Consider the following 14656-nt stretch of genomic DNA (forward strand, 5'->3'; position numbering starts at 1 on the left):
TTTTAAGTTAAATCCCTGTACAAAGTTAGGTTACAATGAAAGCGGTTACTTTAAGAGCGAATTGCGACCCTCTTTTCAGTCTTTTTATGACATCTTTTTCTTAAGCGAACAATATTTATATTCTGAATTTTAAAAAAGAGCTCTTCAATCATTATTGAAAGTAAAACTTATGTATTATCATGAATCAATCGATAGCAAATCCAAAATCTTTCCAGTCAAGATAATTCTGCATGATAAGGCAGTTAATGTTCCAAAACACTGGCATCATTCTTTGGAAATAAGTTATACCTATCAGGGCAGCATTCCCGATTTCACAATTGCCGGGAAACACTATTCAACCCGACCGGGAACGATTTTAGTTGTTAATTCCAATGAGATTCACTCGGTGTTTTTCCCGAAAACAAAAAAACGGCAAGATAGTTTGGCTTTAAGTTTAATATTCCCTTATCCTTTTCTAATGAAAATAGTTCCTAATTATCGCTATCGTCGATATGAAATTCCCGATAAGGAATTATTAACAGCAAATAATCAACAGAATTTAGCAGAATTGGAAGGGATTTTAAAAAAATTCTTCCAATTTGCTTCCCATCAAACAAATTCTTTGGATGAGATCAGCAAAACTTCGCAAATATTACAGATTCTCTACCTGCTAACAAAAAATTTCTCCAGTATCGTAACGACGCCAAACGATCTTGCCACAACCGATAAACCATTTGAACGTTTGGATGAAATAATCATGTTTATTCAAGAACACGCCAAAGAAGCTTTGACAGTTACAAAAATTGCCGATCATTTTAATTTGTCTACTAGTTATTTTTCGAGAAATTTTAAGTATTATATGGGCAACTCGGTAATTGAATATTTGAATCTGGTTCGTCTTCATGAAGCATATCAGCTACTAACAAATACAAAAAAATCAATCCTGGTAATTTCTACTCAAGTTGGATTTCCGAATGAAAAAGCTTTTACGAGAACTTTTAAACGAATCTACAAAGTGACGCCAACCGATTATCGAAAACGACTGAGCGGAAAAAATAGAACGAACATACTTTGATGGATACTTATATAATTAAGTTGAGTTATTCGGGTTAATTTTCTTTTTCGATAAATTAGGGGGAGCTCAATGAACAAACATAAATTGTTGAACAGTTTTCTTCGTTGGGCTAAATTATTTAAAAAATATTACCAACAGGGGAATGTTAATAATAATGCGATAATCTTGTCTTACTATTTATTGCTTTCCCTACCACCAATTATTTTGATACTTGGAAATTTGCTGGCACATCTGAAAATCGGTGTTAGGACGATTCTTAATTACATTATTCAAATCACACCGTCTGATATGAGTAATATTATCAAACCGATTATCAATTCCTTTCTGACTAACGGCAGCAATAGTAGTTTGTCAATTGGAATTTTAGTTACAATCTGGTCGGCATCCGGATTAATTGCGACGCTTCGACGCTGCTTCAATCAGATTTACAATTCTTCGAGCAAACAAAATGCCATTGTAAGCAGAATTCTTTCTTTTATCCTGCTCTTACTGGCTTTTCTATTGTTCGCTCTTCTTCTATCAATAATGCTGTTTGGCCAATACCTTCTCAAATTACTGAAAAATAACTTTGGCACGTCTCTCGGTTGGCTGACGAGTCTGCTTGGAGCAAAAAATTTAATTGGTTTGGTCGGTTTATTTTCTCTCCTGATATTAATTTATTATTTCGTACCTCAGGCCAAAATAAAATGGCGCTACGTCTGGATTGGCGCAGTATTTACGTCTTTGGGCTGGCTATTACTGGCTCAGGGATTTCAGCTATATGTTGAATATTTTGCCCAACGGGTTTCTTCGTATCAGACAATCGGAAGCTTTATATTATTGATGTTTTGGCTTAATTTTTCTAGTTCCATTATTCTGATCGGTGGAGTAATAAATGCCAGCTGTCAAAATTATTTTGAAAAAGTGGTTAAATTTTAAAGCAAAAAATAGCAGAAAATACAAAAACCTGTTTTAGCAAAGGAAAAAAATCAATAAAAACTAAGACAAGTACTTATTCCGTAAAATTTGAATCTTTTCATCACTAAGGCCAAGGTATTTTTTTAAATAGGCCTGGGGGCTTCCAGCGATTTCATCCATAGCAGCGAAAGCATTTTCGAGATAGTTACGATCTGTCAGCAAAAAATGTTTTACATTATCTATATCGTCATCGTCCTCTCCTCTTTCAACCATCCGCTCTAACTCAACCTCTGTCTGTTCATGATTATAAGTATCCGTCAACAGGTAATCCTGAAAAATAGTTTTTTTGTCAATGCCAACGGCCAAAAAAAAGAGTGCCGTCGCAATACCTGTTCGATCTTTTCCTTTCGTACAGTGAAATAAAATTGCACCATCGTCCTGATTCAACAAGTAATCAAAAAATTGCCGATAGGCTTGTTGAGAAAATTCATCAGTGATCAAACGCCGATAAGTATTCATCATTTGCTTATATGCAAAACCGTTACTGTGGGATAAGCGATGAAATTCTTCCGGAGTAATCGTCGAATAAGTCGTGTCCTGGTCTAAAACTGTCAATCTTATATCATTGGAGGTCTCTGGATAAATATCAGGATCATTTAAGCTCTCGTCAAGACTGCGAAAATCAATAATCGTATTGATATGGCGGCGCTTTAGAACCCGAAGATCATGATTGGTAAAATTGTTCAGTGCAGAACCGCGAAAAAGCCTGCCCCAAAGAATTTTTTTTCCGTCATGGGTCTGATAACCGCCAAGGTCACGAAAATTAGAACCACCTTTTATTTTTAAAACACGTTTTTCAAACATAAGACTCCAAAAAGAAAGACCGCTAAAAAAGCGATCAATAGTTATTTACTTCGTGCCGAATAAACGATCGCCGGCATCTCCTAGACCGGGAACGATATAACCATTTTGATTTAAATGATCATCAAGTGCTGCTGCATAAATATCGACATCCGGGTCAGCTGCCTGAACAGCCTTAACACCTTCCGGTGCAGCAACAAGCACCATTAATTTTATGTATTTCGCGCCACGCTTCTTTAGGGCGGCTATCGCATCTTTAGCAGAACCACCGGTTGCGAGCATTGGATCAACAACAATTACTTCTCTTTTTTCAATATCTTCGGGCAATTTAATGAAATATTCGTGCGGTTCGAGCGTTTTCTCATCACGATACATTCCAATATGGCCAATTCGAGCGGCCGGAATTAATTTAACGACACCGTCGACCATCCCTAAACCAGCTCGTAAAATCGGCACAACAGCGACCTTTTTACCAGTTAATTGTTTAACTGTCGCATGGGCAACAGGTGTATCTATTTCGACATCTTCCAGCTGCATATCACGGCTGACTTCGTAAGCCATCAGCATCGCGATTTCATTAACCAAGTCGCGAAAGTCTTTCGTACTAGTATTTTTATCACGTAAAATTCGTAATTTGTGTTGAATCAATGGATGATTGATTACAGTAAATTTAGACATGTTTTTAATAACCCTTTTCTATACTATCATTACAATCCGAAATGTTGGCCGCCAGCCGATTTTTCCAGACGATTCATATAAGCTTCTCCAATTCCTTCACTAGGCAGGGACTCAACATAAATTGTTTGAATATCTTTTTGATCGTCGAAAAACCTTAAAGCGGAAAATAATTCTTCGGTTGCCGAATCGGCCGTTTCACCCAGAGACCAGGAATGCCGGCGATCAAGTTTTAATTGATTCAAGCTGTCTTCTAAAGCGACAACGGCATCATTTTTTTTAAGCTGCTGTTTTAAATCTTTTAAGTCGGTTTGATTGAAAATCACGACTGCCTTGCTGGGAGCATAATGACGATATTTCATTCCGGGAGCTTTTGGAGCGATGTTCGCAGCAAGCGAGATTGGTCCAGTCGGATCAATTACTTTTTCTCCCAACACAGAAGAGACCTGATCGGCCGTGACTGCTCCTGGACGTAAAATGGTCGCTTGTTTGACTGACAGATCGACAATTGTTGATTCAACGCCAATCTCAGTTGGGCCATCGTCGATGACAGCATCAATCCTCCCATCCATATCATGGAGAACATGTTCGGCGGTTGTCGGAGAAGGTTTGGTCGATAAATTAGCTGAAGGGCCAACGATAGGATTATTTAACAAGGTAATCAAATGACGAGTCACATCGTTTTTTGGATTTCTAAAAGCCGCCGTTAATAGTCCGGCGGTAACGTTATCCGGCAGAATATCCTGATCAATTAAAGGCAAAATCATTGTTAAAGAACCAGGCCAAAAATTTTCAATCAATTTTTCGGCACGCCAATCCAGTTTAGCAAAACGAGAAGCCATTTCAGCATTGGATACAGTTACGATTAAAGGATTGTCGTGCGGGCGCTTTTTGGCAGCAAAGACCTTTTCCACTGCATCACGTTTAGTGGCATCAGCACCAATCCCATAAACAGTTTCAGTCGGGAAAGCAACAACCCCTCCGCTGGCCATTATATTGGCCGCTTCGGCAATTGCCTTTTCACTTGTTTTCAATACCAAGGTCATACTTCTAATTCCTCCATGCGATAAAACGATCCAATCCGGAAATATCTTTAAAAATTTCTATCTGGGCTTTTGGAAAATTCTTTTTAATCAAAGATTTGATTTCATCACCCTGACGATAATCCATTTCAAAAATTGCATAACCGTCCGGTTTTAAATGCTTAACAGTTTCCGGAATCATTTTCCTAAAAACATCCATACCATCGGCACCGGCATAAAGAGCCTGATGTGGCTCAAAATCAACAACCTGTTTGTCAATTTCTTTTTCACCAGTCTTAACATAAGGCGGGTTGGAAACAATCAAATCAAACAGGCCATTAACATTCTCCAAAAGATCGGAACGAATGAATTTAACTTCGGTAGCCGACAAATTTTGCGAATTTTTTTTAGCCAGGTCCAAAGCATCCTGACTGATATCGACAGCTAAAACATTTTTCGCTTTCAGTTCCAGCGCCAAAGTAATCGCCAGATTTCCACTCCCGGTACCGATATCCAAAATTGAAAAATCATCTTCCAAGGGCAGCAATACAGCGTTCTTAACGTGGTCAATCAACTCGGCTGTCTCAACTTCCGGAATCAAGACCTGTGGTCCAACCGAAAAATCCCGCCCATAAAAATTGGCAAAGCCGAGTACATATTGAACAGGTTCACCGGCTTGGACTTTGTCGAAATCCAGTCTGAGCTTGCTTTCGGTTCGTGCCGGAATTTGTTCGGAAAACCTTAACAAAAGTTCGGTATTGTTAATTTTCAATTCTCCGCGCAAAAAAACATCGATCGTTTCAAAGTCGACTGATGTTTTAAAAAAATCATTTCTAATTTGCCGTAAAGTGGTCATTAGCCTTTATTATAGTTAAATCATTTCCTCTAAGCGCTTAGTTTGATCAGCAATTATTAAAGCATCAATAATTTCTTCCAAATCGCCGTTAATTACCTTGTCCAGTTTATTCAAAGTGAAATTAATTCGATGGTCGGTAACTCTATTTTGAGGAAAATTATAGGTACGGATCCGTTCCGAGCGATCGCCGCTGCCGATTTTTGTCCGTCGCTGTTGATCGTATTGTTCACGGTTTTCCTGGGCAAAATGATCATAGACCCGCGAACGAAGAATCTGCCAAGCTTTACTTCGATTTTGTTGTTGGGAACGTTGCTCCTGCATTTCGACTTTGATTCCGGTTGGGAGATGGACAAGACGGACTGCCGAACTGGTTTTATTGATATGCTGGCCTCCAGCACCTGAAGAACGATAGACATCCTCACGAACGTCCTTCGGATCGATCAGGCCCTCTGTATCAATATCTTCAAACTCAGGCATAACTCCAACAGTTGCAGTACTGGTATGAACACGCCCCTGAGTCTCTGTAACGGGAACTCTTTGGACCCGATGAGCTCCGGATTCAAACTTCAGTTTGCTATAAACATTTTCACCAGAAATATTGATAACCGCTTCCTTAAAACCACCAGCCTCGCCGACTGTCTGGTCAACAATCTCAAAACTCCAATTCTGCGATTGGGCATAATGGGCATACATGTTCAGCAGATCACCAGCAAACAGGTTGGCTTCATCTCCACCAACAGCACCACGAATTTCCATGATAATATTCTTATCGTCATTCGGATCCTTTGGGATCATCAGAACTCTGAGTTTCTCTGATAGTTCGGATTGTTCCGGTTCCAATTCAGACAATTCTTTTTTTGCCAAAGAAGCCATTTCTTTATCATTTAAAAGTTCTTTGTCATCGTTGATTTCATTGGTTAACTGTTGATATCTGCGATAATTTTCGACAATTGGCGTAATCTCACCAAGTTCTTTGGCATAACGAGTATATTTGCCGCTATCAGAAGCCACATCGGGATCGGCCAGCAGCTCGTTAAGTTCATCGTAACGATCAACTACGTTTTGAATTTGTGCAAAGATTTTGTCCACTTATCTATAATAGTTGATTAACGTTGACAAAATAAAACGATTTAAAACTTCCGAAAACGTTGATAACGCTGTTCAACCAAAGCATCAGGCGTCAAAGCGAATAATTCGTTAAAAGCTGAAAACAATTGCTGACGAAGTCCGACCAAATCCAAAGGCTCCGGTAAAATTTGTTCAACAACGCCAGCATCCAATAAAGCGGCCGGAGTCAATCCCATGACTTCAGCGGCTTCCGAAGAACGCTTGGCATCTTTCCACAAAATCGAGGCAAATCCTTCTGGAGAAAGTACGGCATACTCACTATGTTCAGTCATCCAGACACGATCGCTGCTGGCCAAAGCAAGCGCTCCACCACTACCTCCTTCACCGAAAATAAGCGAAATAACCGGAACTTTTAAATTCATCATTGTAGCAATACAAGATGCAATCGCTTCGCCCTGGCCGGCTTTTTCAGCGTCCATCCCCGGAAAAGCACCCGGTGTATTAATCAAAGTAACGACCGGACGACAAAAAAGTTCGGCCTGTTTCATGAGTCGGATTGCTTTTCGATATCCCCAAGGCTCCGGGCTGCCGAAATGGGTTGCCAATCTGTTCTCGACATCATGGCCTTTTTGAGTAGAAATCAAAGTCACCGGTCGATCCAAAAGCCGACCGATTCCACCGATAATGGCCGGATCATCAGCACTATTGCGATCGCCATGAAATTCACGAAAATCAGTCAGCAATTGCTTAATCATTACTCTACTATCAGTTTTATTATCACTACGAGCTCGTTTAACGACTTCCGCAGCTGAAACTTTTTCCTTATTTGTCATGATTGGCTCTCCAAGCGTTTGATTGATTCATATCCAAAAGAAGTTTCAATTCTTCGGTCAAATGTTCACGCGGGACTATTTCGTCAACGAAACCATTTTTTTGTAATTGCTCGGCACTTTGAAAATCGGCAGGCAATTTTTGTTTGACAGTCTGCTCGATAACACGCCGCCCGGCAAAACCGATTAAAGCTTTTGGTTCGGCGATTGTAATGTCAGCTTCCATCGCAAAGCTGGCTGTAACACCGCCAGTCGTTGGATCAGTTAGAACAACAATATACAAAAGTCCTGCCTGGCGATGACGATTAACGGCCGCTGTGACTTTGGACATTTGCATTAGAGAATGAATTCCTTCCTGCATACGGGCACCGCCGGAAGCTGTAAAAAGAATCACCGGCAATTCATGAAGAGTAGCCCGTTCGAACAAACGAGCCAGTTTTTCACCGGTAATCATTCCCAAACTTCCCATAATGAAATAAGGATCCATGATCCCCAGAGCAACCGATCTTTTATCCAAAAGAGCCAGTCCTGTCCATACACTTTCATTCAATTTAGTTATTTTTTGAGCCCGCTGCAATTTTTCCGAATACCCAGGAAAGGAAAGCGGATCTTTAGTAACTAAATCAGCGTCCCATTCAACAGCATCCTTAGTGAGCATTCTCAATCTTTTGCGGGCTGTTAAACGGAATCCATAACCACATTCGGGACAAACATCGAAATTTCCAAAACGACGATAATAAAAACGCGAATGGCATCTTGGACATTCCCGCCAAATCCCAGAAGGTATTTGAGTTAAATATCGGTTAAGCAACTTGTCGGTTTGTTGTTTGGAATAGTCTTTAAGTCGGTTAAACCAGGTCATCCTACCTTCTCCTCAGACAATTGGGCCTGCCAATAGGGCAAAAATTCTTTTTCAATATAATCAGTCGTTGTATTGCCTTTGATGACAGCCGGGGAATGAAGAAGCCTTTGTTGAAAATCCAAATTACTTTTAACTCCAACAAGCGACATCTCATCCAACATACGATCCATAATTGCCAAAGCCTCCTTTCTATTCGACCCGTGAGCAATTAATTTCGCTATCATCGAATCATAGAAAGGCGGAATTGTACTCCCGTTTTCAATAGCCGAGTCGACGCGTGCACCCGGACATCCCAGTGGAAAATGAACAGATTTTATTTTTCCGGCTTGAGGCAGAAAATTATGAACCGGATCTTCGGAGTTGATTCGGCACTCAATTGCCGTTCCATGAATTTTAATATCGCTTTGTTTCAAAGAGATCTTTTCTCCAGAAGCAACGCATATTTGCATTTTGACTAGGTCGATACCCGTTACCATTTCTGTAATCGGGTGTTCAACTTGCAGACGAGTATTCATTTCCATGAAATAAAAATGATGCTGGTCATCCATCAAGAACTCAAAAGTACCGGTATTCAAATAATTGATTGCCTTGGCAGCCTTGGCGGCAACCGACATCAAGTATTCACGTTCTGAAGGGTTAATCAAAGGACAAGGACTTTCCTCAACCATTTTTTGATGGCCACGCTGCAAAGAACAGTCACGCTCGGGAAAAGCCAAGATGTTTCCAGCACTATCTCCCATTACCTGAACTTCGACATGCTTGGGGGATTGGATAATCTTTTCGATGTACATATCGTCATCGTCAAAAGAAAGTTTCGTTTCCCGCTGTGCGTCAGGAAATTTTTTAATCAGATCTTCCCGATCTTTAATAGCACGAATTCCTTTACCCCCACCACCAGCTGCCGCTTTTAACATAACCGGATAACCGATTTGATCAGCGATTTCGAGTGCAGCATCGATATTTTTAATCGATTGATTGCTGCCGGGAACAACCGGGACACCATGTTTTTTCATTGTGCTGCGAGCATTGGACTTATTACCCATTAATTCAATTGTCTTGGCCTCCGGGCCAATAAAAATAACGCCGCATTCAGCGCAAACTCTTGCAAACTCGGCGTTTTCAGACAAAAAACCAAAGCCAGGATGAATTGCGTCGGCTCCAGAAAGAACAGCCGCACTGACGATGTTCTGAATGTTTAAATAAGAATCGGCCGGCTGCGGCCCACCGATACAAACGGCGATATCTGCCAATTTAACAAAAAGACTATCGCGATCAGCCGTTGAATAAACCGCAACTGATTCGATCCCCATCTCACGAAGGGCGCGAATAATCCGGACAGCAATTTCACCACGATTAGCAATCAAAACACGTTTAAACATTTATTTCACCTCACTTGATCAAAAAGAGCAAATCCGCAGAACAAGCTTTTTCTCCATCAACGGTTGCCAGAGCATGTGCACTACCAATGTTGTCTTTTAATTTGTCCAAAGTCACATTCAAGGTTAGAGTATCGCCGGGACGAACCATTCTTCTAAATTTGACCTTATCGACACCACCAAAATAAGGTGTTTTGCCAGCAAAACGATCCATTTTAAGCAATGCAATCGCGCCAGCCTGGGCAAGTGCTTCAACAATCAAAACACCCGGCATAACCGGATTCCCAGGAAAATGCCCCTGAAAAAATTCTTCGTTAATTGTGACATTTTTTTGGGCCAAAATTCGTTCACCAGATACTAATTCCAAAACCCGATCAACCATTAACATCGGATAACGATGAGGTAAAACTTTCTGAATCTCAGTCGCTGTCATTACAATTTGTTCCGTCATTTCTTTGCCTCCGTGTGTACTTTAATTAAAGGCTGATCATAATCAACCATTGATTCGTTATCAATTAAAATTTCGGCAACTGTGCCGCTGACCGAGCTTTTAATTTCAGTCATCATTTTCATTGCCTCGATAACACAGACAACATCGCCAGCCTTAACCTGATCGCCAACTTTTACGTATGACTCTGCATCTGGATTGGCCTGCAAGTAAGCCACTCCAACTAAAGGAGAGTTAATAGTGCTCGTATTTTCGTCATCTTGTTGTTTGGCTTTAGCTTTTCCTTTGTCTGCCTCGGAAACTTCATCATTAGAATCGGAGTTGTTAGAATCCAAAGGAACTTGTGCCGAGGAAGCTGGTTTATCAGCTGTTTTAGAAGTTGAACTTTCACGATTATTTTTGTTTTTCGACAAATATAAACGAACCCCGTCAACAGTTAAATCAAATTCACGAATCGAACTTTGATTGATCTGTTCAATTAGATCTTTAATAGTTTTTTCGTCCACGCTTAATCACTCCATTTTTTAAAGGCCAAAACAGCGTTATGGCCCCCAAACCCAAAGGAATTACTCAAAGCATAGTCAACTTTTGTTTGAGCATTCTCTTCAGTAACTAGATTAACTTGACATTCCGGATCCTGTTCAGTAATCCCGACGTTGACTGGCAACTGCCCATCACGCAATGCGCTAACAGTCGCAACTGCCTCGATCGCACCAGCTGCACCAAGCAAATGACCGGTCATTGATTTAGAGCTGCTGACCAAAACCTGCTGATCTTTAGAGAAAACTTGATTAATTGCGGCAGCTTCAGCGAAATCATTGCCATGAGTAGCTGTGCCATGAGCATTTATGTAACCAATTTGTTCTGCTTTTAAGCCAGCCTCTTCAATTGCCAATCGCATAGCTCTAGCTGCTTGAGTTCCAGCCGGGTCGGGACTTGTAATATGGTAAGCATCTTCGCTGGCACCATAGCCAACTAATTCGCCAAGAATTTCAGCGCCACGTTTTTGGGCGTGTTCGAGCGACTCTAAAATAAGTGTTCCGCCTCCTTCTCCCATCACAAAGCCGTTACGGTTTTTATCAAAGGGTAGAGAAGCTTTTGTTGGATCAGTTGCTTTGGACAGAGTCGAAAGAGCAGCGAAACCACCGATTCCAATTTCATTAATCGAAGCCTCAGAACCACCGGTTAGCATTATATCGGCTCGGCCGGACTCGATTGCTCGAAAAGCTTCGCCGATCGCGTTTGCGCCGGAAGAACATGCTGTTACGATCGTCATGCAGATATTTTGTGCATGAAAACGGATCGCCAAATTTCCGGCCGCCATATTCGCGATTGCAGTTGGAACAAACATTGGCGAAACGCGATCAGCACCAAGATCGTGCATTCTAATAACCTGTTCTTGAATAGTTGTTAAACCGCCGATTCCAGAACCATAAATTACTCCAAAACGTTCGGGATCGGGTGTTTGATCTTCCAACCCAGCTTGTTGATAAGCTTCCAAAGCCGAATAAACGGCAAATTGCGAAAAGCGATCCATTCTCCGCAAATCTTTTTTGCTTAAACGAACCAAAGGATCAAAGTCTGCTGCTTCACCAGCTAAAGTCACGCCGGTTGCGCTTGAATCAAAAGTCGAGATCGGTCGAAAACCAACCTGTTGTTTTCGCAAGCCGGAAACAAATTCATTAACCGAACTTCCCAACGGCGTTACGGCACCCATACCAGTGATTACTACTCGTGTCATTAAATACCTCCATCTTGTCTAAATAATTCAAGCCATCGACAAACCACCATCAATGGTGATTACTTGACCTGTAACATAGTCATTTTCCGCTAAAAAAACCGCCGCTTGAGCAACTTCGTCAGGTGATCCAAAATCACCTAAAGGAATTTGTTTTTTTAACTGTTCTTGATTTTTTTCAGCCAGAGCAGAAACCATATCGGTCGAGATCATGCCCGGCGCAATTGCATTACAACGCACATGACGACGAGCAGCTTCTCTAGCAAGTGTTTTTGTCAAACCAATTAAACCAGCTTTACTGGCAGCGTAATTAAGTTGGCCAATATTGCCTATCAAAGCAACAACACTGGAAATATTGATAATGCTGCCTCTTTTTTGATGGTACATCGTCTTAAGCGCCGGCTGAGTGACATTAAAACTACCAATTAGATTAGTTTTAATCGGAGCTTGAAAATCTTCTGAAGACATCCGATTAGCCAACATATCACGATTGATACCAGCGTTGTTAACCAACACATCAATTTGATGAAAATGTTCTATCGTTTGCTCGACTATATATTGAGCTTCTTTTTCATCGGCAACATCTCCAATTGCAGAAAATACACGATTGTTATCGGGGAATTGCTTCAATACTTCTTCAGGAATTGCATGTCGGCTGTTCAATACAATATTGCAACCACGTGAATAGAAAGCTTTTGTAATTGCTAAGCCGATTCCGCGAGTACTGCCAGTGACAAGTACGGTTTTATCTTGTAAATCCATATAAACTCCTTTAATTTTCAAACTTAGGCTGTTAAGGCAGCTAGAGCTTTCTTCAAGGAAGCTGAATCATTGACAGCATAATATCCATCAAGTTTTAGAGTTTTCTTGGCAAAAGAAACCAGCGAATGTCCAGGACCCAATTCAACAACAGAATCAACACCAAGATCCCGTAATTCAAACAAGCAGTCGGTAAAACGAGTTGAACTGATCATTTGTTTGCTGAGAGTCTCGCCGATTGAGGAATCCGTGAAAACTTTTCCGGTAGTATTGCTTACAACTGGAATGATCGGGTCTTTGAACTGAATCTTTTCCAAATCCGGTAAAAATTGTCGATTGGCTGATTCCATCAAAGGAGTATGAAAAGCTCCACTAACCGGCAAATCAACAATTCGCTGGACACCGGCTTGATGAAGAGCTTCAACTGCTGTTTTAACAGCATCCACTTGGCCACCGATGACGGTCTGTTTTGGATAGTTATAATTAGCAATCTGAACTTTTTGGCCACTTGATTGAAAAACATCTTGACATACATCTTCAATCAATTTTGTATCTTGGCTCATAACCGCAGCCATGGCACCGGGAAACTCCTCACTGGCTTGTTGCATTAACTGCCCACGTTTTTCAATTAGTTTCAAACCCTCTGAAAAGTCCAAAGCATCACCAGCAACCAAAGCACTGTATTCACCCAAACTCAGACCGACAAGAGCACTTGCCTGTGGCAGTTCATTCTTTATGGCGCGATAAAGAGCCGTACTTAAAACAAATATTGCCGGTTGAGCAAAACGCGTTTCTGCCAAACGTTTGTCCCCGCTTTGCCAAAGGTTCCATAAATCAACTCCCAAAAGCGATTTTGCTTGATCGAAAGTTTCACGAAAACTGCTCGATTCAAGGTAAAGTGACTGGTCGAGTGGCTCGATTTTTCCACCCTGACCGCTAAATAAATAAGCGAGTTTAATTGCCGTAACCTCCAAGTAATTTTGCAGCCTGATCAGTTACTTCCTGTAGAATTTCAGCAACTGGTTGTTCTTTAGTAACCAAGCCGGAAATTTCTCCAGCCATGTAAGAACCCTTCTCTACATCGCCGGTTTCAACCGCCCTACGCAAACTTCCATTGCCTAATTCTTCAACTCCGCCAAAATCAGGATTTTCCTTTTGAGCCTCTGATTTTTCCTGACGAATAAAATTAACAGCCATCTTGTTTTTTAAAACACGTGCCGGATGACCAGCAAATTTACCGGTTACCAGCGTATCGATATCTTTTGCTTTTAAAACCGACTCTTTATAACGCGGATGAATATGACATTCTTCAGCAACCAGGAATCTTGTTCCCATTTGGACGCCTTGAGCTCCAAGCATGATTGAAGCAGCCAAACCACGACCATCACCAATTCCACCGGCAGCAATAACCGGAATGTCAACAGCGTCAACAACTTGAGGTACCAAAGCCATCGTTGTCATCCGGCCAATATGCCCACCAGATTCCATTCCTTCGGCAATCACAGCATCTACGCCTTCGCGAGCCATAATTCGGGCCATCCCGGTCGAAGGAACAACTGGAATCACACGAATATTCGCTTTTTGAAATCCCTCCAGATATTCAGAAGGATTGCCGGCTCCGGTTGTGATTAGAGCGATTGAATCTTTTTCTTCTAAAATAACTTTCACAACTTCTTTAACATGCGGCGATAAAAGCATTACATTAACGCCAAAAGGTCGAGATGTTAATGATTTAGCAACTTCGATTTCATGACGAACAACATCTGCCGGTGCATGACCGGCGCCAATAATTCCCATTCCACCAGCATTGGAGACTGCTGCTGCGAGCTTGCCGTCAGCTACCCAAGCCATTCCACCTTGAAAGATTGGATAACGTAAGCCCAGTGATTTAAAAAATGGACTTAATTCCATAATTATTATTCTCCTTTAGCGTTAGCCAATTGTTTGTCGACAAAGTTCACGAGATCGCCAACCGTATCCAAGCCCTCTTCGACTTCGATTTTGACATTCAATTGATCTTCGATTTCATTCATAACTTCAAAAATGTCCAAACTGTCAGCGTCCAAATCATCTTTAATATTTGTGGTCATAGTGATTTTTGAAGCGTCTTCGCCAGTCTGATCTGCAATAATATCTTTTACTTTGTTGAATAATTCTTCTTTTGACATTTTTATGTCCTCCAAAATTTAATAAATTAATTGATTTGATGT

17 protein-coding genes are annotated in these 14656 nt (G+C 41.0%); 2 read left to right on the plus strand and 15 right to left on the minus strand.

Annotation, left to right across the window (positions count from 1 at the left end; all coding sequences use genetic code 11):
* Positions 1 to 169: 169 nt before the first annotated feature.
* A complete protein-coding gene (locus tag J3U91_RS08195; RefSeq protein WP_002819393.1) occupies positions 170 to 1054 on the plus strand; it encodes an AraC family transcriptional regulator in 885 nt (294 codons plus the stop codon).
* Between the two features lie 69 nt (positions 1055 to 1123).
* A complete protein-coding gene (locus tag J3U91_RS08200; protein ID WP_002819394.1) occupies positions 1124 to 1972 on the plus strand; it encodes a YihY/virulence factor BrkB family protein in 849 nt (282 codons plus the stop codon).
* Between the two features lie 60 nt (positions 1973 to 2032).
* On the opposite strand, the gene J3U91_RS08205 is transcribed toward J3U91_RS08200, so the two are convergent.
* The 15 genes from J3U91_RS08205 to J3U91_RS08275 are packed head-to-tail and all read right to left on the minus strand — an operon-like array spanning position 2033 to position 14614.
* On the minus strand, positions 2033 to 2815 hold the full coding sequence (locus J3U91_RS08205) for a tyrosine-protein phosphatase (protein ID WP_002819395.1): 783 nt from the start codon (positions 2813 to 2815) through the stop codon (positions 2033 to 2035).
* A gap of 45 nt (positions 2816 to 2860) precedes the next feature.
* The gene (gene upp, locus J3U91_RS08210) at positions 2861 to 3490 is read right to left on the minus strand and encodes a uracil phosphoribosyltransferase (RefSeq protein ID WP_002819396.1); all 630 of its coding nucleotides are present in this window, start codon (positions 3488 to 3490) and stop codon (positions 2861 to 2863) included.
* Positions 3491 to 3519: 29 nt separating this feature from the next.
* A complete protein-coding gene (locus J3U91_RS08215; protein WP_002819397.1) occupies positions 3520 to 4533 on the minus strand; it encodes an L-threonylcarbamoyladenylate synthase in 1014 nt (337 codons plus the stop codon).
* A gap of 4 nt (positions 4534 to 4537) precedes the next feature.
* On the minus strand, positions 4538 to 5365 hold the full coding sequence (gene prmC, locus J3U91_RS08220) for a peptide chain release factor N(5)-glutamine methyltransferase (protein ID WP_002819398.1): 828 nt from the start codon (positions 5363 to 5365) through the stop codon (positions 4538 to 4540).
* 15 nt (positions 5366 to 5380) lie between these two features.
* Positions 5381 to 6454: a peptide chain release factor 1 gene (gene prfA / locus J3U91_RS08225; protein ID WP_002819399.1), complete on the minus strand. Its 1074-nt coding sequence runs from the start codon at positions 6452 to 6454 to the stop codon at positions 5381 to 5383.
* A gap of 41 nt (positions 6455 to 6495) precedes the next feature.
* Positions 6496 to 7266: a carboxyltransferase subunit alpha gene (gene accA, locus J3U91_RS08230; RefSeq protein WP_002819400.1), complete on the minus strand. Its 771-nt coding sequence runs from the start codon at positions 7264 to 7266 to the stop codon at positions 6496 to 6498.
* Entirely contained in the window at positions 7256 to 8125 is an 870-nt protein-coding gene (locus tag J3U91_RS08235; RefSeq protein WP_002816346.1) for an acetyl-CoA carboxylase carboxyltransferase subunit beta, read from the minus strand. Before J3U91_RS08235 ends, accA begins: the two co-directional genes overlap by 11 nt.
* Positions 8122 to 9504 (minus strand): acetyl-CoA carboxylase biotin carboxylase subunit, encoded by a 1383-nt coding sequence (gene accC, locus J3U91_RS08240; protein WP_002819401.1) that lies wholly within the window; start codon positions 9502 to 9504, stop codon positions 8122 to 8124. Before accC ends, J3U91_RS08235 begins: the two co-directional genes overlap by 4 nt.
* A 10-nt stretch (positions 9505 to 9514) precedes the next feature.
* Positions 9515 to 9952 carry a 3-hydroxyacyl-ACP dehydratase FabZ gene (gene fabZ / locus J3U91_RS08245; RefSeq protein ID WP_002819402.1) on the minus strand — a complete coding sequence of 146 codons (438 nt, stop codon included), beginning with the start codon at positions 9950 to 9952 and terminating at the stop codon, positions 9515 to 9517.
* Complete coding sequence (gene accB, locus J3U91_RS08250; protein ID WP_002819403.1) at positions 9949 to 10455, minus strand: acetyl-CoA carboxylase biotin carboxyl carrier protein; 507 nt, start codon at positions 10453 to 10455, stop codon at positions 9949 to 9951. The genes fabZ and accB overlap by 4 nt, the downstream gene beginning before the upstream one ends.
* A 2-nt stretch (positions 10456 to 10457) precedes the next feature.
* Entirely contained in the window at positions 10458 to 11690 is a 1233-nt protein-coding gene (gene fabF, locus J3U91_RS08255; RefSeq protein WP_002819404.1) for a beta-ketoacyl-ACP synthase II, read from the minus strand.
* A 27-nt stretch (positions 11691 to 11717) separates the two neighbouring features.
* Entirely contained in the window at positions 11718 to 12449 is a 732-nt protein-coding gene (locus tag J3U91_RS08260) for a 3-oxoacyl-ACP reductase family protein (RefSeq protein WP_002819405.1), read from the minus strand.
* Positions 12450 to 12472: 23 nt separating this feature from the next.
* Positions 12473 to 13420 carry an ACP S-malonyltransferase gene (locus tag J3U91_RS08265; RefSeq protein WP_002819406.1) on the minus strand — a complete coding sequence of 316 codons (948 nt, stop codon included), beginning with the start codon at positions 13418 to 13420 and terminating at the stop codon, positions 12473 to 12475.
* Positions 13401 to 14357 (minus strand): nitronate monooxygenase, encoded by a 957-nt coding sequence (locus J3U91_RS08270; RefSeq protein WP_002819407.1) that lies wholly within the window; start codon positions 14355 to 14357, stop codon positions 13401 to 13403. The genes J3U91_RS08265 and J3U91_RS08270 overlap by 20 nt, the downstream gene beginning before the upstream one ends.
* A 5-nt stretch (positions 14358 to 14362) precedes the next feature.
* Positions 14363 to 14614, minus strand: a complete 252-nt coding sequence (locus tag J3U91_RS08275) for an acyl carrier protein (protein WP_002819408.1) — start codon at positions 14612 to 14614, stop codon at positions 14363 to 14365.
* Positions 14615 to 14656 lie beyond the last annotated feature (42 nt).

This window comes from Oenococcus oeni (assembly GCF_020510245.1).
Taxonomy (GTDB): Bacteria; Bacillota; Bacilli; order Lactobacillales; family Lactobacillaceae; genus Oenococcus; species Oenococcus oeni.